The following is a 22,619-nucleotide window of genomic DNA, read 5'->3' on the forward strand; positions in this document are numbered from 1 at the left end:
CGCCCGTTGGTATTCGAACGCCGCGCTGCGTTCAGACTCCGAGCAGATCCAGACTGCGGTGGCGTTCGACCGCGCGGGCCAGCCGGTCGGTGAGATGTTCGATGACCGGGCGTTCGACCGCGCGCGTGATCGCCCACATGAACAGGCCGTAAGGCAGCGATGCGCGGTACAGCCACCAGGCTCGGTCGCGATCGGGCGGGGTGACGCCGTGCCGGTCCAGCCGGCCGAGGTAGTGATCGACCAGCTCGCGTTCGTGCCGGGCCAGGTCGTCCGGGTGCAGCACGGTCGCCAGATGATAGGCGACGTCCAGGGCCCAGACGCCGTGCTGAACCACCTGCCAGTCGATCAGGCCCGGACTGCCGTCCGGGAGCTGGTAGATATTGCCGGTGTGCAGATCGCCGTGTACCAGGCAGATCGCCGAATCCCGCGCGAGTGCGCCGATCGCGTGCATCGCCGCGATGAGCCGGTCGGCGCTGTGTACCTTCGTCGAGATCGCTTGTGCGCGACCGTCTTCGAGCTGTGATTGCAGTTGTTCGGCGGTCAGGTGCCCGGCGAGCGATACCGGGCGGGGCGGGAAGATACCGGTCGGCAACGGGAGTTTGCCGTTCCAGGTGGCCGCGTGCAGGGCGGCGAGCTGATCGAGTGTGGCCGTTGCCTGCTCGGCCCCGTACCCGACGCGCGGGTCCAGGAAGCGCGCTCCGGCGGCGACGAGGTCGTGCATCAGCACGAGTGCGTGACCGCCGCGCTCGTCCACCGCGGCGTACACACACGGCGGCGTGCGCACCGGAAGATGCCGGGCGGCAACACGATAGAAGTCGGCCTCGGCGCGCGCGGCGCGCCGGACGGCCGGGTTGAAGTAGCCCTTCGCGCACAGTGCGGCGGGTGCTCCGGTCGCCTGGGCGTACTCGACCCGGAAACGCACTTTGGTGGCAACGGTTTCCAGCCGCTCGACCGTCTCGGTGGCGGTCACGACGATATCGGCGTGCTCGGCGCGCAATGCCGCGGTGAGCCATTCCGGCGAGAGCACCACCGTCTCCTCTCGGGGCGCCGGGCCGCCGGGCGCGGTCACCGAACCCCCTCGGGCACAACGATGCCGGCCAGATCGCAGGCATGGTGCAGATACGAGAAATGCCGGGTGCCGGTGGCCGCCATCGGCGGCAGGGACCGGCGGCTGTGCAGACTCAGCAGGCCGACCTTCACCCGGGCGAACACCTCGTGCCAGTGCAGATCGTCCGGTGTGCGGCCGGTGGATTCACGCCACAGCGCGATCGTCTCCGCGCGAGTGCCCAGACCGTCCAGCCGCGGCACGCCCTGCCCGGCCGACAGCGATTCGTCGAACAGCAACCACCAGGCCAGGTCCGCCACCGGTCCGGCCAGCGAGACCTGTTCCCAGTCCATCACCCCGACCACCTGGAAGTCGTTGTCGTACATGATATTCCCGATCCGGGCATCGCCCCAGGACAGCCCGGGGACGGAGCTGGACGGCCGGTGGGCCTGCAGCCATTCCAGCAGCGCCAGCGCGACGTCCGGAGTCTTGTCCCCGAATGCCCAGTCCGCGTACGCATGCCAGTAGGACAGCTGTTGCTCGTTTCCGGCCGGGCCGTGCTCGGGCCGGTCCACGAACGCCACCTGGGTGACCGGCACGCGATGGATCGCGGCCAGCTGCCGCATCGAGTTCTCCCACAGCGTCCGGCGCTGCGCGGGAGTGGCGTCGAACAGCCAGCCCGAGGAGTTGTACACCGGCATACTCACCGGCACCCGGCCGCGCATCCGCCGCATCACGTAGAACGGCCTGCCCAGGACCGTGGGGTCGGATTCGAACCAGAGTGGTTCGGGCACCCGGACATCGGATCGGCCGAACAGGGCGCGCAGGATGTCGTACTGCAGCCGGAACCGGGGTTCGTAATACATCTGATGTTCCGGGCCGGGCGAGATCCGCAGAGCGTAATCCTCGACCCGGCCGTCGGCACGGGCTCGGATCAGCAGCGTCTCGTTGGAAGCGCCCGCTCCCCTGGGATAGCCGGGCGGTTCGATCTCGACCCGCGATGCGCCGAGCCGGGCGGTCAGCCACGGGTGCAGGGCGCTCATGGCGGCGTCGAGATCACGGCCTTTGGAAAATACGGGTGCATGCTCCATTGCGCGACACCATCAACCTCTCGGGCGATGACCGCCGAAGGCGGCCGGACGGAACGACCACAGGTCACCTCATCGAGCAACCATAGAATCGGATTCTCATCCACAGTAGAACATGACTCTCTTTTAAAGGAAGCAAAACTCCAGAGCGAAGGTGAGGTCAGCGGTTACCCATGGCCACGTCTGATGGGGTATAGAAAGAATGGGATTCTCGTGGTCCTCGGTTTCGGTAACGCCTGGTCAGGAGCAGCGCATGGATCTCAAACAGCTCAAAGCGCTGGTCACCGTGGCCGAGGTGGGCAGCGTCACGCGCGCGGCCGAACTGCTGCACCTGGCCCAGCCCGCCGTGACGCGCCAGATCCGCACGCTGGAGCACGAATTGGGCGTGGAGTTGTTCGAACGCAGTCACACCGGGATGCGACTGACGAATGCGGGTGCGGTGATGGTCGAGCGGGCCGGGCGGGCGCTGCGTGAGCTGGGCCGGGCACGGGCGGAGATCACGCCGCCGCCGGGTGTGGTGGGCGGGGTGGTGACCGTCGGCCTGCTGGAGAGCGCGGTCGATCTGATCGCCGGCCGGCTGACCTCGACGGTGCGGCGCGACTATCCCGGTATCGAATTGCGTATCGTCACAGCCTATTCCGGGCATCTGCAACAGTGGATGGACGACGGCGACCTGGATCTGAGCCTGCTGTACAACCTGTGCGACTCGCCGTCGCTGAATGTGGCCCCGCTGGTCAGCGAGCGACTATGGGCCGTGGCCACGGTGGATGCGGGTCTGTGCGCGGACCGGCCGGTGGCGCTGGCCGAGTTGGCGGCGCATCCGGTGGTCATGCCGTCGTCCGGACACGCGCTGCGGGTGTTGATCGATGCGGCGGCGGCCGAGGCCGATGTGGTGTTCGAGATCGGGGTGCAGACGAATTCGATGCATCTGCAGAAGTCGCTCGTCATCGCCGGGCACGGCTGGACGATTCTGCCCGCGGCCGGGATCGTGGCCGACGTGGCCGCGGGCCGGTTGAGCGCTGCGCCCTTGCGGCAGCCCGAGATTCGGCGATCGATCGTGCTGGGCATGCCGCGCGCCGGACGCATGCCCGCCGCCGTGGACCTGGTGGCTCAGGAGGTCGCTCGTTCGATGCGCGCGGCCGTGCGCGAGGGCGGGTGGCTGTCGGCGCGATGGTGCGGCGATCCGGAGGCGATCGAGCCGATGCCGCCGCGTCGATCGCGCGTCGATCGCACGGCGTGATCACCTGCGCGCGGGCATGCCGATCCCGCATGGGTGCATAGCGATTTTCTATTTTCCAAACGCGGCTCTCATCGATCATTATTCTCCGAGTAGGAGAATCTCATTTCCCCAAGCATTTATTCGCACGCACGACGAGGACCTGCGACGATGTATCACATTTCCAGAGCCACCGCGATGGTCGCCATGATATCAGCGGCTACGGTGATCTCCGCGGGCGCGGCTAATGCCGATGCGGTGAATCCGGCGCAATCCGCGCCGCAATCCAATCCCGCGGCTCCTGCCGACAATGCGCCGCAGCCCGCTCCGGTCGATCCGGGGGCCGAATATCTGAAGGCGTTCGACGGCATCGCGGGCACCTTCTCGAACGACTCCACCGTGGGACGCGTCGTCGGCACGACGGCAGGAATACTGGTCGGATGCCCAGTCGGCGCGGTCACCGGAGGAACGCTGTTCATTCCCGTCGCTCCGCTCACCCCGGTCGGAATCGTCGGCGGATGTCTCATCGGCGCGGCCGCTCTGGGATTCGTCGGCGGGACGGTCGGCAGTGTCGTCTCCGGCTCGCCCGCGACGATGAACGCATTGAATCAGCAATATCAATCGCTGCATTCCAAGGGGCTCATCGCCGCACCCGTTCCGGTGCAGAATAACGCGCGGTGAATCCGATTCTCCATCCGATTTTCGAACTATCCACATTGTGAGTAAAAGATGACATTCAAGAATAGCGGCGTGGCGGTAACCGCATTGACCGCGATGGCAGTGGTCGCGGCGGCAGGTGTCGCGAACGCCGATACCGCCGTACCCGCGGACTCGGCGAAAACGCCCACCGTCGCCACCGACGTCGCGCCGGGCGTCCGCTACAGCGATGATCCGGCTACCGGTCTGGCCGTCCTGCGCACCCCCTTCGGCACGGTTGCCGTTCAGGGCGGGCAGTTCGGCATCCAGGACACCGCGGGTCACACCGTGGCCGGGGCGGCGATCCCGGCGGCCGGTCCGTCGGCGCAGTCGACCGTCGCGCGCCCGGTTCCCGCCCAGCCGGCCGCACCGGCTCCGGTCCAGGTAGCCGCACCGGCGCAGCAACCGCCCGATGACGTGATGTCGGACCTGAATCAGGCTGTGGAAGCGGCCAATCCGCATATGGGTATGGCGATGGGCGTGGGCTCGCTCGCCGGTTCGATCATCGGTGCGGCCATCGGCTGCCCGTTCGGCGTCGCCACCGGCGGAACGCTGATGGCGCTGGCGACGGCGGGCACCATGACCGTTCCGGCGTTCGCCGCCACCTGCCTCGTGGGTGCGGTCGCGGTCGGCGGTGTGGGGGCGTTGGTCGGCGGGGTCGCGCTGGCGATTCCGGTCGGCATCGCGGCGGGAGCGCAGACGTTCAACGCGTTGCAGGCCCAGCATCATGCCCCGCACGCCGCGCCGCCCGCGGGTGGGGCCAGGGGCTGATACGAGCCCGAATGCCGAGCGGACCTGGAGGATCGGTGAGTTCGGAATCGTCCGGCCCCCCGGTCGGGATCGATGTCGTGTCGGTGGGACGGTGGCTGACGGAGCGGGTGGCCCGCGCCGCGCCGCCGTTCACCTACGAGCGGATCACCGGCGGGCATTCGAACCTCACGTATCTGGTGACCGATCGCGCCGGGCGGCGGTATGTACTGCGCCGTCCGCCGGTCGGTCACCTGCTCGCGACCGCGCACGATGTGATTCGCGAGCACGACATCATGCGGGCACTGGCCGGGTCCGGCCTGCCGCTGCCCCGGATGCTCGGCGCCTGCTACGACGAAAAGGTCACCGGCGCACCGTTCTACCTCATGGAGTACGTCGACGGTGTCGTGGTGGGGTCGCAGGCCGACGCCGAGCGATTCCTGCCCGCGCCCGATGCGCGCGAGCGGGCCGGACACGAGTTGATCGATGCGCTGGCGACCCTGCACGGCATCGATGTCGATCGCGCCGGGCTCGGCGAATTGTCCCGTCGCGGTGGCTATCTCGAACGGCAACTACGGCGATGGGCCGGGCAGTGGGCGGCGGCCGGACTGGACGAACTGGACGAACTGGAGGATATGACCGTCCTGCACGCCTGGCTCGTCGACCATCGGCCGGCCGAGACGACGCCGTGCCTGGTGCACGGTGACTTCCGGCTCGGCAATGCGCTGATCGACCGCAGCGGTCGTCTGCTGGCGGTGCTGGATTGGGAATTGTGCACTCTCGGTGAGGGATTGCTCGATCTGGCGTATTTCCTGCGGTCCTGGACGGCCCCGGATCTGCGGCCGGAATTCTCCCGGCCGCCCGGCCTGCAACCCGGGTTCGCCGCCGGTGCGGATCTGATCCGCCGCTATGCCGAACGCTCCGGTCGCTCGGTCGCCGACCTCGACTACTGGCGGGCCTTCACGGCGTGGCGATCAGCGGCGATTCTGGCGGGGGTGTATCGGAGATATCTCGACGGCCAACTCGGCGAGCGGCCCGGCGATCTGGAATCCTTTCGCGCCGAGGTCGTTTCGCGGATCCAGCAGGGGCTGGACATCGCCCGTGCGATCGGGTGATCGGGCGGCCGGATCACCGCTGGAGCGGCGACCCGGGCTCGCCTACGCGAAGTCGGCCGTGATGTAGTCGGCCGCGGCGGTCGTCCACGGCGTATCGGTTCCCGGCATGTTCTGCGCGGAGTAGAGCACGTGCTGGCCCTGCGGATACGGCGTGAGGTATCCGATCACGCCGTTGACCGCCTCGGCGTAGCGCTGAAGGTTGGCCAGCGGGTTCAGCATCAGGAATTCCAGCAGCTGGGCGAAGATCAGGTGGCCGGCGTTGCCGATCCGGGCGCCCTCGACGAACGAGAACGGCGAGATGCCGACATCGATCACGCGCAGTGGCGAATCGGCCGGTGACGCGGTGATGATGTCGCCCGGATTCGCGTACTCCCGGGTCGCGACCCCGGCCGGCCAGGTTCCGCGCTGGCCGTGCAGCCCGAACGTGGTCGGCGGGCACAGATTGTTCACCGAATCGCCCGCTTTGCGCAGCGGATTGGCGATGAAGACGGCGAAGGCGATCTCCAGGGGACTGCCGTCGGTGTTGGTGTACTGCCCCGATGCCACTCCCTCGAGAATTCGGCTCGCGCAGATCCCGCCGAGCGAATAACTCAGCAGCCCACAGACATTCGGCGACTGCTGGATCGCCTGCACCCCCGCTGCGGTGCCCAGTCGCACCGAGGTGTCCAGCGACGGCCCCCATAGGTTCGGGTCCGGCCCGACCGAGGCGGGCCAGTCGGGTTCGAAGAAACTGAAACTGGTGGCCGGCAGCAGATCGGTGATCGAGGCCAGCATGCCCGCCGGCGATCCGTCGGTGTTCCGCGTCTCCCCGGTGCCTCGCAACGTGATGATGTCGATCATGGATTCTCCTTGACCGCAACGGTTTTCCCGGTGCCTTCAGAGTAGACCCAGGGGTGTGACGTGCGCCACTCGGACTTTCGCGGCAGCATGACTCGAAGCCGTGATCCCGCGCCCGGACTCGGCGCCATCGTCGACGCCGGACAGCGCGTGGACCTCGGACACCACAACCGGCTGCGGGAACTCCCGCGCCCGCGCGAGGCCGTCGGCGGTCAGCGCGCTGTCGCGCGGCGCGGGCCGGATATCGACCTCGCGGGTGCTGGAGTTCGAGGGGCTCGCTGCCTCGATCGGCCGCGGGGACGGACGCGGCCGGACCGCGACCGAGGCTCATCGAGCGTGGTGCTCGATTCGGCACGCCGCCGGGAAACGTTCGTACACCGGACATTCCGCCACCGCGGGCGCGTGCTTCGGCACGCTGTGTCGCGGTGTGGCGTGCCGGTGTGCCGCCGGATTGCCTTGTGCGGGAGAAGCATTCACCCAACCCGGTGCCCGGCTCGCGCGTCGTCGACGAGCCGGCATTCCTCCGGCCGAACGCGCGGGTTCCGGCGTGCCCGGCCGATCGCGGGCAGGTCCGCCGGTCGGCGGTCAGCGGTGTCCGAGGGTTCAGCCCCGGGCTGACGAGGTCGCGGCGGCTCGGTCGCTGTGCCAGGCGGCGGCCAGGGCGGCCAGCAGTGTTCCCTTCAGATGGCGTGCTTCCCGGGTGTCGGTGCGGCGGGGCCGCAGCGCGTCGTCGAGCATCTCCACGAAGCGATGGCGGTCGACGCCGAAGGCGACCAGCAGGTCACCGGAGCCGGCTCCGCCGAACGGCGCCCAGCGAATGGCGAGTTCGATCACCGGAACCGCGGCGGCGTCGATCGACCGGGTGGCGCGCAGGAAGTCCAGGCCACGCAGCGACGACCGAACCCAGTGACAGTCGTAACGCCGTGCTGTCCGGGGGCCTGTTTCCTGCGCCCGCGGACGCGCCGGGTTGCGAGAGGAGGACTGCCCGCGCTGCGTCGTGCTGGAAGCATTCTGCTGTCGACGCTGTGGATCCATGGTGGCTTCCGATGGTCGTGGTGAACGGTCATCGCAAGCGTTCCCGGGACGGCCCCTCGCGGCCACGGCAGAACTACCTATCCGCATGCCTGTTTTCCGGGCACGAGCGACGCGCCCCGGCGACGTTCCGGGCCGAAGGCCGGTCATCGGCCGCTCGCACGCACGAGGATGATGAGTATGACCGAAACTCCCTCCGCCGAGCAGACCGCTGCCGAGGAGCGCGTCGTCGAGACGGTTCTGGCTTCCTTCGACGACACTCCGGACCCGCGCCTGCGGGAGCTGCTGCGGTCGCTGACCCGGCACCTGCATGCCTTCATCCGCGACGTGCGCTTGACCGAGCGGGAATGGCGCGCCGCGATCGAATTCCTGACCGAGACCGGGCACATCACCGACGACAAGCGACAGGAATACGTCCTGCTGTCGGACGTCCTCGGCGCGTCGATGCAGACCATCGCGGTGAACAACCAGGCCTACCGGAACGCCACCGAGGCGACCGTGTTCGGCCCGTTCTTCGTCGAGGCGGCCCCGCGGATCCCGCTCGGCGGCGATATCGCCGGTGGCGCCGCGGGACAGCCGTGCTGGGTCGAGGGCAGCGTCACCGACACCGACGGCAACCGGGTGCCGCACGCCCGGATCGACGTGTGGGAATGTGACGAGGAGGGCTTCTACGACGTCCAGTACCCGGACCGCCGGATCGGCGGCCGGGGCCGGCTGTACTGCGACGACCGGGGCGAATTCCGGTTCTGGGGTCTCACGCCGGTGCCGTACCCCATTCCGCACGACGGCCCGGTCGGCAGGATGTTGCAAGCGGTACGCCGGTCGCCGTACCGGGCGGCGCACCTGCACTTCATGGTCGCCGCCGCGGGGCTGCGCACTCTGGTCACGCACGTTTTCGTCGAAGGCGATCCGCAGCTCGCGATCGGCGACAGCGTCTTCGGCGTCAAGGACTCGCTGATCAGGAAGTTCGAACAGCAGGAACCCGGCACCCCGGCACCGGACGGCCGCGATCTGGGGGACCGGTCCTGGGCGCGGACCCGGTTCGACATCGTCCTGGCCCCCGCCGGCGTGTGATATCCGCGAACCGCGTCAGGCCGCCGAAGCCGCGGAGCGCTTGTGCACCGTCCGGCCCAGGGACTGCTCGATCGCGGCCGCGCGGGCCACTTCCTCGCCGTACAGCAGGCCGTAGGTGAAGCCGTTGCCGCCGGCGAGATGGGCCTGGATGCCCAGTGCGCGCAACTCAGCGCGCGCGACCACGGAATCGTGGTGGTCGCCGAGCGACTTCTGCAGCTTCTTCATCCGGCGGGCGTGCTTGCGGTGCCCGGTCGCCTCGGCCGCGTACCGGCTGCGTTTGGCGGCCTTGCGCACCTCGTGCAGCCCACGATCGGTGCCGAGCCGGTCGACCCTGCCGAACGCGCGCTCGACCCGGCGGCGAGTCTTCTTCAGCGCCTTGGCTTCCCGCTTGCGGTCCACGGGCAGCGCATCGATCTCCTCGAGCCGCTTCAGCAGCGTGAAGTACCGCTCGCTGTTCAACGCCTCGAGGACGTCGGTGTAGGCGCTTGCCCGACGACCGGCGAAGGTGCGGGTGATCCGCCGGCGCACGTCACCGAGCACCAATTCCTCCGGCAACGCATCGATCTGCTCGACCAGATGGCCGCGCAGCACGTCGATATCGCGCACCTCGCCCAGAACCCCTGCCACCCACTTCAATTCCGCACGCAGCGGCCGAGAACCCTTGAACGCCTGCAGGATACTGCGCAGGCGGCGGCCGGCCACGCGCATCCGGTGGATCGAATCGGGGCCTTCCTGCCGGACTCTGGTGTCCTGCCGGATCATCTCGTCCACCTGCGTACGGAAATACCGCGCGACCGCGCCCTTCGGCAGCGGGCGTGGCGTGATCCGATCGCCGAGCAGCCGCAGCAGCTTCGGCGGACTGTCCAGCGGCGCACCCAGTTTGGTCTCGACGGCGTCGAAGACGGCCCGGTCGCCTCCGGTCAGTTCGACCTCCGCCTCCTGCCACGACGCCACGGTCGAGGACTCGCCCAGCGTCTGCGCCGACACCTCGTCGGCGACGAGCTCCGCGGTCACCTCACCCTGGGCGTCCAGCAACCGCCACTGGCGTCGCTTGGTGCGGATGTGCGCCACGGGCGTGAGCGGTTCTCCCTTGGCGATTCCGCGCACGATATCGGCGAGCTCGCCGGGCACGCCCGCGGTCGCGTCGCCCGGCGGCACGCGGATCTCCTCGCGGCTGTCGCCGCCCGGCTTCAGCGGCAGCTTCACATGCCATCCCGCGTCGTCGCCGCCCGTCCTGCGGCGCAGCGTGACGCCCCGCCTGGCCAATGCGAGATCGGCCGTATCGTAATAGACGGCATCGAGCACCTGCTGCTGCGCGCGCGGGTCGAGCGTGATCCCGGGAATGCCATCGAGCACCGCGCCGCCCGTGTCCGGCAACCGGTATTTGCGTTCTGTCTCATTCGCTCGAGTGACCATGCCGGGCGAATACCACCGAGTCCGGTCGCCAATCCCGGCCGGGGCTCCCGGTTTGGACATTGCCCGCGTGGTCCGGCGCGAGCGGGCCGGAGGCTCGTTTCGCCCGGACCCGGCCAGGTATCGCTTTCGCGCTGGATGGCGCGGTCCGGCGCGCGGGGATTCGCGTGTCGGCCGGCGCGGTGTGAACCTGATGGGAGTGGATCGTGCCCGGTCGGCGTCGCGACGCAGGATCCGCGCCGCGCCCGCGCGCTGGACGTCGCGGACAAGGCCGAGCGTGCGCGGCGCTGCCACGCCGCCGCCGTCGATCAAGCCGTCCAGATCATGGCCTCGCTCGGCGCGCGCACACCGGCCGACCCGAACCCGCAGATGCTGCTGAAGAGGTTGTCCGCCACCGAGGTTCGCTCTTACGCGGAGATCCAGCCGCGCCTGGAAGCCGGTGTCCTGCTGCGCGAGCCGCCCGCCCGCTGGGCCGCGGACTGGGCGGCCGCCGACCCGGACGCCTTCCGCGCCGAGGTGTCCGGGTAGAACGCCGAGCCGGTACTACCTGCCGAAGCCGGCCAGCGCGTCGGCGAGCGTGCCGGTCTGCAGGGCATCGAGCGCCTGCTGACGGGTGTCGGGACAGTTCTGTGTCGTGATCCGGTCCACCACAGCGCGATCCGCGATCACCTGGGTGTTGAGCCCGCCGTTGCGGGCCGCCCAGTCGTGCACGATGAGATTGAAGTCCGTCTTGCGGGCCGCGGGGCCCTCGTCATGCCATTCGGCGATCTTCGGAGAGATCTTGTCGCACAGCTGTTTCGCCGCCTCGGGGGTCACGCTGTCGGGACGCGGGACATCCGATGTCGCGGACGGGGAGTTGAAGGTGATGGTGACGTCCGGGTGCGAGGTCGATCTGGTGGTGGGCAGCAGCGAACCGGAACCGCCTGCGTTGCAACCGGTCAGCGCGGCCAGAGCCGCCAGTGCCGCGGTGAGGGTGATGGTGGTCTGTCGAAGCGCGTACATGTGCATCCCTACGGGCCGTGATTCATCCGATCGACCGGCGATACCCCGCATTCGACGGCTCAATCGGCTGCCCCGGCGCAGGGTGCGTCGAAATCCGCGGACTCGGCGAATGTCCTTGCGCTACTTGGTGTCCCGGAACACCGCCGGACGGCCCTGCGCCCGCGCGGCGACGGCCTCCTCGAAATTGTCGGTGAGCAGGCGAATGTACAGCTGCCCCAGGCCTTCCGCTTGCATGTGCCCCTCGAGCGAGGAGGCGTCCAGGCCGCTCCACAACGTGCGCTTCGTCAGCTCGATCCCGGGCCGGGAGAAGGCCGCGATCCGGTCGGCCATGTCGTAGCAATAGTCCAGGAGTTCATCGCCGCTCACGCAATGTGATACCAGGCCGATGCGCTCGGCCTCGTGTGCGTCGACATCGCAGCCGGTGAGCATCATCTCGAACGCCCTGGAGGTGCCGACGCATCGTGGCAGCAGATACGACAGCCCGAGTTCGCTGGCGGTGAGGCCGTTGTTGACCCCGGCCGCGCGGAAGTACGCTCCGTCGCTCGCCACCCGGATGTCGGCGGCCAGGGCCAGGCACAGGCCTCCGCCGATGGCCGGGCCGTTGACCGCCGCGATGACGGGCTGGTGCAGGCGGCGCAGTGCCGAGATGAGGTCGTCGAGCACTTCCATGGAACGCAACGCGACAGTGGGCGCCGTCAATCCCGCCACATGCGGAATCGAACCCGCGGCTTTCTGGTCCGCGCCCGAACAGAATCCCCGCCCCGCCCCGGTCAACACCACCGCGCGCACCGAGTTGTCGTGCCCGATCTCCTCGAGGGCCGCTCGCAGCGGCAGGACGAGGTCGAACGCCATCGAGTTCATTCGCTCCGGCCGATTCAACGTGATGAGAGCGGTATGCGGCCGGGGCCTGTCCACGAGTACGAGTTCGTTGGTCATCCATTGTCCGGGGGTTGGCGGGTGTGGCGGCGCTGCCGGGCGCCATTTGTTTTACACGGTATAGACAGCTGTACGGACAGTACTATGACGCGCCGGTCGAAACAAGGATCGCCGGCGGGCCTCGGGCGCGCTTCGGGATGGCGTCGCGGCTGCCGGGAGGATCAGCGCCCTTCGATCCGGACCGGCATGTGCCGGATGCCCGAGTGCTTGTTGCTGCGGACGTACTCGACCGGACCGGTCGGGGTCAGCGAGCCGACTCGGTCGAGCAGGGCATCGAACATCACCCGCATCTCCATCCGCGCCAGCGCCGCCCCCAGGCAGAAATGGATGCCGCGCCCGAATGCCATGTGCGGGTTGGGATTACGGGTGATGTCGAAGGTGTGCGGGTCGGCGAAGACGGTGTCGTCGCGGTTGGCCGAGGCCCACCAGAGAGTGACCTTGTCACCGGCGGCGATGCGCCGGCCGTCGATCTCGACGTCCCTGGTGGCGGTGCGCCGGTTGTACGGGGTGGAGGACGCCCAGCGCAGAATCTCCTCCACCGCGGTCGGCAGCAGGCCGCGGTCGCGTTGCAGGCGCCGCCAGGTGCCGGGCGAGGCGGCGAGCGCGGACATGCCGATCGCGATGGAGTTCCGGGTGGTTTCGCTGCCGGCGGCGATGATCAGGCTCAGGAACAGGTGCTGCTCGCTGTCGGTGAGCGGCTCGCCGTCGATCCGGGCGTGCGTCACGATGGACAGCAGATCCTCGGCAGGTTCGGCGCGCTTGCGTTCCAGAAGGCCGGTGCCGTAGGCGAACATCCGGGCCTGCGCCCGCAGCAGGCGGTCGTTGGTCTCGCCGACCTCTCGTTCGTCGTAGTCGAGCGTCACGATGGCCCAGTTCATCAGCTCGTGCCGGTCGTCCTGCGGTACGCCGGCCAGTTCGGCCACCGCTTGCAGCGGCAGTTCGGCGGCCACGTCGGTCAGGAAATCGCAGTCCCGTTTCGCCAGCGCCGCATCGACGATGCCGACCGCGCGCCGGCGCAGGTCGTCCTCGATAGCCCGCAGCGCTCGCGGTGTCGTGGCGGGCGCCAGCAGTTTGCGGATCCGGGCGTGGCGCGGATCGTCCATCATGTTCAGCAGCGAGCCGACCGGAACCGGTAGCGGCATATCCTCGAGGGTGGTGCCGCCGCCGCTGCGCTCACCTCCCGATTCGGAGGAGAACGTCTCGGTGTCGGCCGCGGCCGCCACGATGTCGGCGTATCGGCTGAGCACCCAGAATCCGTCGCCGCCGGGGGAGTGCTCGGTAGGGGGATGAAACCAGACCGGGGACTCGCGGCGCAGCTCGTCGAAGACGTGATGCGGGAAGCCGGCGGTGAAGCGGTCCAGGTCGGTGAGATCGATATCCTCGTGCACGGCAATGGGCCTCCTTACCACCGGAACAATGACACGGCGCTCGGCCCGATGCCCGTGGCATGTCGAAAGACGTTGTCACGCACTGGAGAATCGGCGGGCGGGGGTGACGGAGAATCGAACGCCGAAGTTGTCGAAGGTCATCGGACGCGGGGCGTCGGGCAAGGGCTGCGGCCGGGACAGGAGGCGGTAGCCGGCATGGTCGAGCAGATGGGCGAGCAGGCTGCTGGTGGTGAACAGAACCAGGTCTCGGCCCGGGCAGACGGCCGGGCCCGCGCTGAAGGGTACGAGCTGGGGGTACTGCTCGGCGCGTCGTCGAGCCAGATGTCCGGTTCGAAGGTGTGCGCGAAGGGGACGGCGGGCACGACGACGTGGCCGCTCGTCCGATACCCGGTCTCCCGGGCCGTCCGGCGGCCGTGGCTCGGTTCGCGCGAACCGGTGGGCTATCGAAGGTGTGCGGCGGCGACGCCCCAGAACTGCATGGTGTTCATCAAATCGATCCGCCAGTCCCCCCAGCGGTCGTGATAGGCGTCCACGATGGCGGCGATATCGAAGTCGTCCCGCGTCGCGGCACCCTTCGACTCGACCATGTCGATGACGAACTCCCGTGCGCTTTCGGCAGTGTCCCGCATCGAGTTCCTTCCGTACGGCTTCGCGGCGGCGGGCAGCCTCGTACCCGCCCGACCGGACGACCAGCGGGATCGGCGTATGTCCTGAACAGGCTGTTTTCTCAACCGGCGCAGGACCCGATTCTCGGACCTCACCGACGTACCCGTAGCGGACCCGGCGAAACGCACGACTTTCCCGGCCGCCGCCGATCGTGGCGCCGGCCTGCGGCCGCAGGCGTCATCAGTGACCGCGTTGGTCGCGCAGCCGAAGGCCCTCGCGGGCTTTCATGCGCATGTGCTCGCGCAGCAGCAGCGCGGTTCCGGCGAGGAAGAGCAGGACCGTCACGATCGCGGCGACGATCGCCCATCCCGCGAATCCGTATCCGGCCGCGGTCAGTGTGAGCGCCAGTCCGACGATGCCCAGGACGAACAGAATCATGCCGGGCAGATTGCGTTCGTTCTCGAGACCTTCACCGGCATGGCTGCGCGTCGTGCGAGCGGTGTCCGGGAAGTTGTCCGCACCCGAACGCGGTCGCCGGAACGACCGGGTCCGAATTCGGTTGGTGTGATCCACGATTCACCTCCTGCGTTATTCGTCGAGTTGTGCGATATCGGTCCGTGCCGGTCGGTCGCCGCGAATCTCGGTGAGCCGGTGCCGATCCTGCTGCGCGGCCCGGCCCCAGCCGACGTGGGACTCGTTGCGCATGCGTTCGACCATGTGCGGGTAGTGCAGTTCGAAGGCCGGTCGCTCGGACCGGATGCGCGGCAGTTCGTAGAAGTTGTGTCGCGGGGGTGGGCACGTGGTGGCCCATTCGAGCGAGTTGCCCGAACCCCACGGATCGTCGACGCGGACGACCTCGCCGTATCGGTAACTCCTGAACACATTCCAGACGAAGGTCACCATCGACAGGCCCAGGATGAACGAACCGATGGTGGAAACGGTGTTCAGCGCGGTGAATCCGTCGCTCGGCAGATAGTCCGCGTATCGCCGGGGCATCCCTTCCGCGCCGAGCCAGTGCTGCACCAGGAATGTGGTGTGGAACCCCACGAACGTGGTCCAGAAGTGCAGCCGGCCCAGCCTTTCACTCAGGAACCGGCCGGTGAATTTCGGGAACCAGAAGTAGATTCCGCCGAAGGTGGCGAACACGATCGTGCCGAAGAGCACGTAATGGAAATGCGCGACAACGAAATACGTGTCGGTGATGTGCCAGTCCATGGCGGGGCTGGCCAGGATGACCCCGGACAGCCCGCCGAACAGGAAGGTGGTGAGAAAACCGATCGACCACAGCATCGGCGTTTCGAAGGTGAGCTGCCCGCGCCACATGGTCCCGATCCAGTTGAAGAATTTCACTCCGGTCGGCACCGCGATCATGAACGACATCAGCGAGAAGAACGGCAGCAGAACGGCTCCGGTGGCGAACATGTGGTGCGCCCACACCGCCATCGACAGTGCCCCGATCCCGAGCGTGGCGAAAACCAGTGCGGTATAACCGAATACCGGTTTGCGGCTGAACACCGGGATGATCTCGGTGATGATGCCGAAGAACGGCAACGCCACGATGTAGACCTCCGGATGCCCGAAGAACCAGAACAGATGCTGGAACAGCACCGGCCCGCCGTTGGCCGGATCGTAGATGTGACCGCCCAGGTGCCGGTCCACTTCCAGCCCCATCAGCGCCGCGGTGAGAATCGGGAACGCCAGCAGCGCCAGCACACTGGTGACGGTGATGTTCCAGGTGAAGATGGGCATCCGGAACATCGTCATACCGGGCGCGCGCAGGCAGACCACGGTGGTGAGCATGTTGACCGCGCCCAGGATCGTGCCCAGGCCGGACAGGGCCACGCCCATGATCCACAGATCGGCGCCGACGCCGGGGGAGTGGGCCCCGGCGCTCAGTGGGACGTAGGCGGTCCAGCCGAAATCGGCCGCGCCGCCGGGTGCGACGAATCCCGCCACCGCGATGCTCGCGCCGAACAGGTACAGCCAGTAACTGAGCGCGTTCAGCCGCGGGAACGCCACATCGGGCGCCCCGATCTGAAGCGGCAGAACACAATTGGCGAATCCGAACAGGATCGGTGTCGCGTAGAAGAGCAGCATGATCGTGCCGTGCATGGTGAACAGCTGGTTGTACTGCTCGTTCGACAGGAATTGCAGACCGGGACGGGCCAGCTCGATCCGCATGAGCAATGCCATCAGCCCGCCCGCCAGGAAGAACGACATCGACGTGAAGATGTACATGATGCCGAGCATCTTCGGATCGGTGGTGGTGGCGATCTTCCAGATCGCCGCGCCCTTCGGTCCCAGCCGCGCCGGAAACGGGCGTTCGGCCTCCATCCCCGGTTGTTCGGTCACAGGCGCGACAGCCACCGGCTCGACCCTCCTCGAATGCGCTGTGGTCACACAGTCGGCGGCGGTCTACCCGGGCCGGACCGGACGAAACGCTGGACCCGGGAATCGCCGCCGACCCGCTCGTACGGCCGCGGCGGGCGGGTGTGACCGGAGGGCATAGAGCCTGTGCGGGTGGGTAGCCGCGCGTCGACGCGCGATCCCACGATCATCGGAGTATGCATGGCATTGGTGACGGTCGTCGCCCTTCTCACCATCAGTGTGGTCGTCTCGGCCGGGGCGGGATGGGGCACGGTTGCCCTGGTGTGGTGGTTGGAACGGAGATGAACGATGACACGGGACGAACCGGAGGACCGCGCACCCGGCTCGGAGTGGGACCGGCGGGTCCGCGGTGAGACCGAACCCGAGCAGCTGGATCGGAATCTGACCGGTCTGCTCCAGGAACTGCGCGTGGTCCAGACCGGCGTCCAGCTGCTCACCGGCTTCCTGCTCACCCTGCCGTTCCAGACGCGGTTCGCATCCCTGTCCGCCCCGATCCGCGGGGTGTACCTGGTCGTGGTGGTGGCCTCGATCGCGGCCACGGTATTCCTGACCGCCCCGGTGGCCGCGCACCGCCTGCTGTTCCGCCGGCACCAGCTCGAGAAGGTGGTGAACACGGCGCATCACTTCGCCTTGACCGGCCTGTTCCTGCTCGGCGTCGCGCTCACCGGGGTGGCGGTGCTGATCTTCGACACGGTTGCCGGGCCGGTGGCCGCGGTGATCGCCGGCGTGGCCTTCGCGGCGCTGTTCACCAGTCTGTGGCTGGTACATCCCTGGTGGCAGCGTCGGCATCCGGACTGAGCCCGTGATGCGATGCGCGTGCGCCAGAAGGGCCGCCGACTCGGCGCACCTGTGCCGCCGCGGTCTTGAACAACGGTTGTTCGGACACCGGATCGATCTCGCTGTGCGTCAGTTCGTTGGCGGCCCGGGTGCGCGCGGCCTCGGGCACATCGGCGTCGGGCATGTCCCAGTAGCCGTAGTGGATGGGCACGAACACCACACCGGGCCGCATTCCGGTCAGCCTGGCGTGCGCGCGCAGGGCGCCGCGGGGAGTGCGGACCTCGATCAGGTCGTTGTCGGCGATACCGGCGGCCGCCGCGTCCACCGAGGAGATCTCCGCCCACACGTCCGGGGCCGCGGATCGCAACTGTGGTGTGCGGCCGGTCTTGGTGCGGGTGTGCGAGTGGTAGATCGTGCTGCCGGTGATCAGCGCCAGCGGATATCGCGAACTCGGCGGCTCCGGCGACGGGAGGTAGGGCGCGGCCTCGAGCATCGCCTTACCGTCCGGGTTGACGCTGCGATAGCGCTGCTCGTCCCGCGGTTCGCCGGTCGCCAGATCCTTTCCGTAGCTTTCGCATTCGTCGGCGTGGGCGAAGAAGACGCCGTTCGCGTACAGGCGGCCGGCCTCGTCGGGCGGTTGCCTGCGGGGCCACTGCACCCCGCCCTCGCGCAGCAGCTCATAGGACAATCCGGTGTAGTCGCAGGGGCGTCCGGCGCTGCACCGCTGCCATGCCGCGTAGGCGCCGCGCTCGTCGTCCCAGGGCGGCAGCGGGTTGCCGTCCCGGTCGCGCAGGTCCATCCGCCGGGCGAAGTCGACGAAGACGGCCAGATCCGGCCTGGCCCGGCCCGGCGGGTCGACGGCTCGTTCGGACAGGTGCACGGTGCGATCGGCATTGGTGAACGTCCCGGTCTTCTCACCCCACGCCGCCGCGGGGAGCACGACATCCGCCAACGCGGTGGTCTCGGTCGGGTAGATGTCCTGGGTGACGAGGAAAAGGTCCGGGCGGCTGAGGATTCGGCGAATCCGGGACAACTCGGGCAGCGAGATCGCCGGATTGGTCGCGGACACCCACAGCATGCCCAGGTCGCCGGTCTCGGCCAGTCGCATGATGCGCATGGCGTGCGTGGGTGGTTTCCCGTGCGCGAGGACGTCGGGTTCGACGTTCCACAGCCGGGCGAGTTGCCCGATGTGCTCGGGGTTGGCCCAATTGCGGAATCCGGGCAGATCGCCGCCGGCCCCGCACTCGCGGGTGTTCTGCGCGGCCAGCTGTCCGTTCATCTGCAACACGCCGCAGCCCGGTTTGCCGAGCATGCCCCGCACGAGATGGATGTTGTTCACCTGCACGGTGGCGGCGGTGGCCTGATGGGACTGGTAGAAACCCTGCAGCACGGTGGAGACCAGTCGCCGGGTGGTGCCGAGCAGGCACGCGGCGCGGTGGATCTGTTGTTCGTCCACATCGCAGATGTGCGCGGCTCGTTCGGCGGGCCATTCGGCGACGGCCGCGGCGAGGTCGTCGAATCCGACGGTGTGCGCGGCGATGTAGTCGCGATCGATCCAGCCGTGCTCGATCAGTTCGTGCAGCAGCGCGTTCATCAGCGCCATGTTCGTGCCCGGCCGAGGCGCCAGATGCACCGTGGCGTGCTGTGCGGCGGGGGTGTGCCGGGGGTCGACGCACAGCAGCGCCGGCGGGTGCGGGCCCGCGAGCCGGTCCAGAATCCGAGCCCACAGCACGCTCTGGCTCTCCGCGACGTTGTGCCCGTATAGGGCGATGACGTCGGCGTCGTCGAAGTCGTCGTACGATCCCGGCTGTCCGTCGCAGCCGAACGACTGTTTCAGGCTCTCCGCGGCGGTGGCCGTGCACAGGCGGGTGTCGCCGTCGAGGTGGTTGGTGCCGATGCCTCCGCGCGCGAGCGTGGCGAGGGTGTAGTACTCCTCGAGGAACAGCTGCCCGCTGGTGTAGAAGCCGATCGACCCGGGACCGCTGGCCTCGAGTAAGTTCTTGGCGCGCTGGACGATTCGGGTCATGGCGGTATCCCAGTCACACGGCACCAGCTGCCCGTCCACCCGGTGCAGCGGAGTGGTGAGCCGGTCGCCGTCCGCGGTGGCCCGCCAGCCGAACAGATCCTTGGGGTCGAGCCGGCCGCGATTGATCCGGTCGCAGGCGCGCCCGCGAACGCCGACGATACGTCCCTGCTTCACCGCGATGTCGAAGGCGTCGCCGTTGGAGTGCAGCACCGAGGCCGACGGCACCCACCGTTCCACCTCGAGTGGTGTGATGCCTTGTGCCAGTTGCATATCGACGCGGGCAGGCCACACGTCCCCGCGCCCGTACGGGGTGCGCGGGCCCCACGGATTCGCGATCCGCGAACGGCCGGTCTCGTCGATCATCAGTGGCTTCATTGATGACGCACTACCCGGGCCGTTACCGGCCAAACGGCTCCGGCCACCGCGAGCGGGCGGATACGAGCGGGCGGGCCCGGGCAGCTGCTGCCCGGGCCCGCCCGTCGCCGGTCGGCGTGGCTACGCGGCGGTGGCCACCTGTGCCTGCCACATCCAGTGCAGTTGTTCCAGTCGCGCGGCCATCTCGATGAACAGGTCCTGGGTCACCGGATCGGCCTTCTCGGTCTCATCGATCCGCTCCCGGAGCCGTGCGATGACCGCGGCCAGATTCTTCACGATCGCCTCGATGATCGCCCGGTCCTGCTGCCATCCCTCGGAAAGCCCTGTCGCCGAGGACTTCTCGGCCACCGTGGCCGCGCGGCCGTCCGGGCTGACCCCGATCGCCGTCGCGCGCTCGGCGGCGGCGTCGGTGAAATCCCTTGCGGCGGTGACGAGTTCGTCCAGAGCCAGGTGGACCGAGCGGAAGTTGGGGCCGATCACGTTCCAGTGCGCCTGCTTGGCGATCAGAGACAGGTCGATCAGGTCGACGACCGTCCCGCGCAGCGCGTCTCCGGTGACCCGCTGGGCATTCTCGTCGAGTGTGCTCGTAATCGGTTTCGACATCGCGATGTCGCTCCTTTCATCGATGTCCGGGCCATTCGGCCGGAGCAGGTACGTGGCGGGTCGTGCAGGAGGTCAGGAGTAGGCCGGGTATGCGTTCGCGCGCAGCAGCCGGGCCAGATGCGCGGCGTTTCGCGCGAGCGCCCGGGTGGTGGTGGCGACGGGCTCGGGCGGCTTGTCCAGGTCCTTGTAGTCGACCGATCCCATGGCTTCGCCGGTCCAGTACGTGGATCCCTGGGCCGGAATGGAAAAGCCGATATCGTCCAGCCCCTGGAACAGGTCCGCGGTCACCTTGTGGGCGCCGTCCTCGTTGCCGACGATCGCGGTGACCGCCACCTTGCCCGCCATCAGAGGGCGGCCCTGTTCGTCGGTCTCGCCGTTCTCCGCGTTCAGGCGCTCGAGCGTGCGCTGCGCGACCGAGCACGGATGACCCAGCCAGATCGGCGTGGCCAGGACCAGTACGTCCGCCGCGGCGACCTTCTCGCGGATGCGCGGCCACTGGTCGCCGTCGCCCTGGTCGGCGGTGATACCGGGGTGCACGACGTGATCGGCGACGCGGACCAGCTCGCCGTCCACGCCGTTGCCGGAGAGTTCGGCCAGTACCTGTTCGGCCAGGAGCTGGCTGCTGGAGGGGGCCGGCGACGGTTTCAACGTGCACACCAGCGCGACGGCCCGGAGGCGGTCGGAATCGCTTGCGGTGCTGTGGTTCCGGGGCATCGAAACTCCTCTCGCCGACGACAGTCGCAAACGCGCCGTCAGCGTTCGGTCTCTGCTGCGACTCTCGCCGCAATACCCGGCCCGGTGCCGCCCAAACAGCCGCGATCGGCGCGCGTACCCGATTGGGGCGGCTCGGCGGGGGTAGTGCGTCGTCGGGTCCGGTCGGGGCCCTCGGCCGTGGCGGCGACGCGATCGTCCGGCCGAACCGGCGACGAAAGGACAGACCTGTGCCCGCAACGCAGGAGACCGGCCGACACACCGGTACGAAGGACAAGGATTACGACCTGATCTGGTTCACCGATCAGGCCAACACCACTCCCGAGAATCGCTGAGCGGTAGTCATGAAAGCCGTGACGTGGCAGGGACGCCGCCGGGTGTCCGTCGACGAGGTCCGGGATCCGAGCATCGAGGCGCCCACCGACGCGATCGTGCGGGTGACCTCCACCGCGATCTGCGGTTCGGATCTGCATCTGTACGAGGTGCTCGGAGCGTACATGAGTCCGGGGGACGTGCTGGGCCACGAGCCGATCGGCATCGTGGAGGACGTCGGTTCGGAGGTGACCGAACTCACCCGAGGAGACCGGGTGGTGATTCCGTTCCAGATCAGCTGTGGCGGGTGCTACATGTGCACGGCCGGGTTGCCGACCCAGTGCGAGATCACCCAGGTGCGTCGATATGGAAGCGGCGCAGCGCTTTTCGGCTATTCGAAGCTGTACGGCCAGGTGCCCGGCGGGCAGGCGGAGTTGCTCCGGGTGCCGCAGGCCGACGCCACGCACATCAAGGTGCCGCACGGGCCCGGCGACGAGAGGTTCCTGTACCTGTCCGATGTGCTGCCCACCGCCTGGCAGGCGGTGGAATACGCGGCCGTCCCCGAGGGCGGCTCGCTGACGGTGCTGGGGCTGGGGCCGATCGGGGACATGGCGTGCCGGATCGCGTTGCATCGCGGTCTGCGGGTGATCGGGATCGACCGGGTGCCCGAGCGCCTGGCCCGCGTCGCCGCCAGCGGTGCGGAGGTGATCGATCGGTCGGCGGTGGACTCGAGCATCGGTGAGATGGTGCGCGGTATGACCGACGGTCGCGGAACCGACGCGGTCATCGATGCGGTCGGGATGGAGGCGCACGGCTCGCCGGTGGCCGAGTGGGCACAGCGGTCGGCCGCCCTGCTTCCGGATGTGTTGGGCCGCAAGGTCTCCGATACCGTGGGCGTGGACCGCCTGTCGGTGCTGAACGACGCGATCGACATCGTGCGCCGCGGCGGCACCATATCGCTGTCCGGAGTGTACGGCGGCATGGTGGACCCGCTCCCGATGCGAATCCTGTTCGACAAGCAGATCCAATTGCGGATGGGGCAGGCCAACGTCACCCGGTGGGCCGGGGACATCCTGCCGCTACTGACCGACGACGATCCGCTCGGCGTGGAAAGCTTTGCCACCCACCGGCTTCCGCTCGATTCCGCGCCGGATGCCTATCGGATGTTCCAGCAGAAGACCGATGGCGCGGTGAAGGTCGTCCTCGATCCCACCGCGCGTGCCGCCTGACGC

General features: G+C 68.5%; 22 protein-coding genes. 8 read left to right on the top strand and 14 right to left on the bottom strand.

All coding sequences use genetic code 11. The annotated features are described in order from the left end of the window. Positions 1–31: 31 nt before the first annotated feature. Both AC5WS7_RS18665 and AC5WS7_RS18670 read right to left on the bottom strand, forming a co-directional pair. Entirely contained in the window at positions 32–1,069 is a 1,038-nt protein-coding gene (locus AC5WS7_RS18665) for a phosphotransferase (protein ID WP_495955759.1), read from the bottom strand. Beyond that, positions 1,066–2,136, bottom strand: a complete 1,071-nt coding sequence (locus AC5WS7_RS18670; RefSeq protein ID WP_495955760.1) for a phosphotransferase family protein — start codon at positions 2,134–2,136, stop codon at positions 1,066–1,068. The genes AC5WS7_RS18665 and AC5WS7_RS18670 overlap by 4 nt, the downstream gene beginning before the upstream one ends. Positions 2,137–2,386: 250 nt before the next feature. Between AC5WS7_RS18670 and AC5WS7_RS18675 the strand changes: the two genes are divergently transcribed. The 4 genes from AC5WS7_RS18675 to AC5WS7_RS18690 all read left to right on the top strand — a co-directional run bounded on the left by AC5WS7_RS18675 (position 2,387) and on the right by AC5WS7_RS18690 (position 5,907). Continuing rightward, entirely contained in the window at positions 2,387–3,373 is a 987-nt protein-coding gene (locus AC5WS7_RS18675; protein ID WP_495955761.1) for a LysR family transcriptional regulator, read from the top strand. Positions 3,374–3,520: 147 nt separating this feature from the next. Then, positions 3,521–4,030, top strand: a complete 510-nt coding sequence (locus tag AC5WS7_RS18680) for a hypothetical protein (protein ID WP_495955762.1) — start codon at positions 3,521–3,523, stop codon at positions 4,028–4,030. 48 nt (positions 4,031–4,078) lie between these two features. Beyond that, positions 4,079–4,816, top strand: coding sequence for a hypothetical protein (locus AC5WS7_RS18685; protein WP_495955763.1), 738 nt, complete (start codon positions 4,079–4,081; stop codon positions 4,814–4,816). Between the two features lie 35 nt (positions 4,817–4,851). Continuing rightward, the gene (locus tag AC5WS7_RS18690; RefSeq protein WP_495955764.1) at positions 4,852–5,907 is read left to right on the top strand and encodes a phosphotransferase family protein; all 1,056 of its coding nucleotides are present in this window, start codon (positions 4,852–4,854) and stop codon (positions 5,905–5,907) included. Between the two features lie 42 nt (positions 5,908–5,949). Here AC5WS7_RS18690 and AC5WS7_RS18695 read toward each other — a convergent pair whose 3' ends face one another. Next, entirely contained in the window at positions 5,950–6,747 is a 798-nt protein-coding gene (locus tag AC5WS7_RS18695) for a hypothetical protein (RefSeq protein WP_495955765.1), read from the bottom strand. A gap of 600 nt (positions 6,748–7,347) precedes the next feature. Then, positions 7,348–7,779, bottom strand: a complete 432-nt coding sequence (locus AC5WS7_RS18700) for a hypothetical protein (RefSeq protein ID WP_495955766.1) — start codon at positions 7,777–7,779, stop codon at positions 7,348–7,350. 177 nt (positions 7,780–7,956) lie between these two features. Here AC5WS7_RS18700 and AC5WS7_RS18705 point away from each other — a divergent pair, with 177 nt between their 5' ends. Next, positions 7,957–8,850, top strand: coding sequence for a dioxygenase family protein (locus AC5WS7_RS18705; protein WP_495955767.1), 894 nt, complete (start codon positions 7,957–7,959; stop codon positions 8,848–8,850). 15 nt (positions 8,851–8,865) lie between these two features. Here the strand turns inward: AC5WS7_RS18705 and AC5WS7_RS18710 are convergent, their stop codons facing one another. Continuing rightward, positions 8,866–10,266, bottom strand: a complete 1,401-nt coding sequence (locus AC5WS7_RS18710) for a CYTH and CHAD domain-containing protein (RefSeq protein ID WP_495955768.1) — start codon at positions 10,264–10,266, stop codon at positions 8,866–8,868. Between the two features lie 135 nt (positions 10,267–10,401). Between AC5WS7_RS18710 and AC5WS7_RS18715 the strand changes: the two genes are divergently transcribed. Then, a complete protein-coding gene (locus AC5WS7_RS18715; protein WP_495955769.1) occupies positions 10,402–10,791 on the top strand; it encodes a hypothetical protein in 390 nt (129 codons plus the stop codon). A gap of 15 nt (positions 10,792–10,806) precedes the next feature. Here the strand turns inward: AC5WS7_RS18715 and AC5WS7_RS18720 are convergent, their stop codons facing one another. The 6 genes from AC5WS7_RS18720 to ctaD form a co-directional block, all read right to left on the bottom strand. After that, the gene (locus AC5WS7_RS18720) at positions 10,807–11,265 is read right to left on the bottom strand and encodes a hypothetical protein (RefSeq protein WP_495955770.1); all 459 of its coding nucleotides are present in this window, start codon (positions 11,263–11,265) and stop codon (positions 10,807–10,809) included. A 120-nt stretch (positions 11,266–11,385) separates the two neighbouring features. Continuing rightward, a complete protein-coding gene (locus AC5WS7_RS18725) occupies positions 11,386–12,201 on the bottom strand; it encodes an enoyl-CoA hydratase (protein WP_495955771.1) in 816 nt (271 codons plus the stop codon). 161 nt (positions 12,202–12,362) lie between these two features. After that, a complete protein-coding gene (locus AC5WS7_RS18730; protein WP_495955772.1) occupies positions 12,363–13,589 on the bottom strand; it encodes a cytochrome P450 in 1,227 nt (408 codons plus the stop codon). A gap of 440 nt (positions 13,590–14,029) precedes the next feature. Continuing rightward, positions 14,030–14,218, bottom strand: coding sequence for a hypothetical protein (locus AC5WS7_RS18735; protein ID WP_495955773.1), 189 nt, complete (start codon positions 14,216–14,218; stop codon positions 14,030–14,032). A 217-nt stretch (positions 14,219–14,435) separates the two neighbouring features. Beyond that, entirely contained in the window at positions 14,436–14,768 is a 333-nt protein-coding gene (locus AC5WS7_RS18740) for a hypothetical protein (RefSeq protein ID WP_495955774.1), read from the bottom strand. A 15-nt stretch (positions 14,769–14,783) separates the two neighbouring features. Further along, entirely contained in the window at positions 14,784–16,529 is a 1,746-nt protein-coding gene (gene ctaD, locus AC5WS7_RS18745) for an aa3-type cytochrome oxidase subunit I (protein WP_495955953.1), read from the bottom strand. A 342-nt stretch (positions 16,530–16,871) separates the two neighbouring features. Between ctaD and AC5WS7_RS18750 the strand changes: the two genes are divergently transcribed. Beyond that, positions 16,872–17,381 (top strand): DUF6328 family protein, encoded by a 510-nt coding sequence (locus AC5WS7_RS18750; protein WP_495955775.1) that lies wholly within the window; start codon positions 16,872–16,874, stop codon positions 17,379–17,381. Here AC5WS7_RS18750 and AC5WS7_RS18755 read toward each other — a convergent pair. The 3 genes from AC5WS7_RS18755 to AC5WS7_RS18765 all read right to left on the bottom strand — a co-directional run bounded on the left by AC5WS7_RS18755 (position 17,329) and on the right by AC5WS7_RS18765 (position 21,078). Then, entirely contained in the window at positions 17,329–19,749 is a 2,421-nt protein-coding gene (locus AC5WS7_RS18755) for a molybdopterin oxidoreductase family protein (protein ID WP_495955776.1), read from the bottom strand. The two genes, AC5WS7_RS18750 and AC5WS7_RS18755, sit on opposite strands and share 53 nt — an antisense overlap. Before the next feature lie 132 nt (positions 19,750–19,881). Then, a complete protein-coding gene (locus tag AC5WS7_RS18760; protein WP_495955777.1) occupies positions 19,882–20,364 on the bottom strand; it encodes a Dps family protein in 483 nt (160 codons plus the stop codon). Positions 20,365–20,436: 72 nt separating this feature from the next. Next, entirely contained in the window at positions 20,437–21,078 is a 642-nt protein-coding gene (locus tag AC5WS7_RS18765) for a flavodoxin family protein (RefSeq protein ID WP_495955778.1), read from the bottom strand. 341 nt (positions 21,079–21,419) lie between these two features. Here AC5WS7_RS18765 and AC5WS7_RS18770 point away from each other — a divergent pair, with 341 nt between their 5' ends. Beyond that, complete coding sequence (locus AC5WS7_RS18770; RefSeq protein ID WP_495955779.1) at positions 21,420–22,616, top strand: alcohol dehydrogenase catalytic domain-containing protein; 1,197 nt, start codon at positions 21,420–21,422, stop codon at positions 22,614–22,616. Positions 22,617–22,619: the final 3 nt, after the last annotated feature.

The sequence above is a fragment of the Nocardia sp. PLKS1-43 genome, assembly GCF_059510335.1.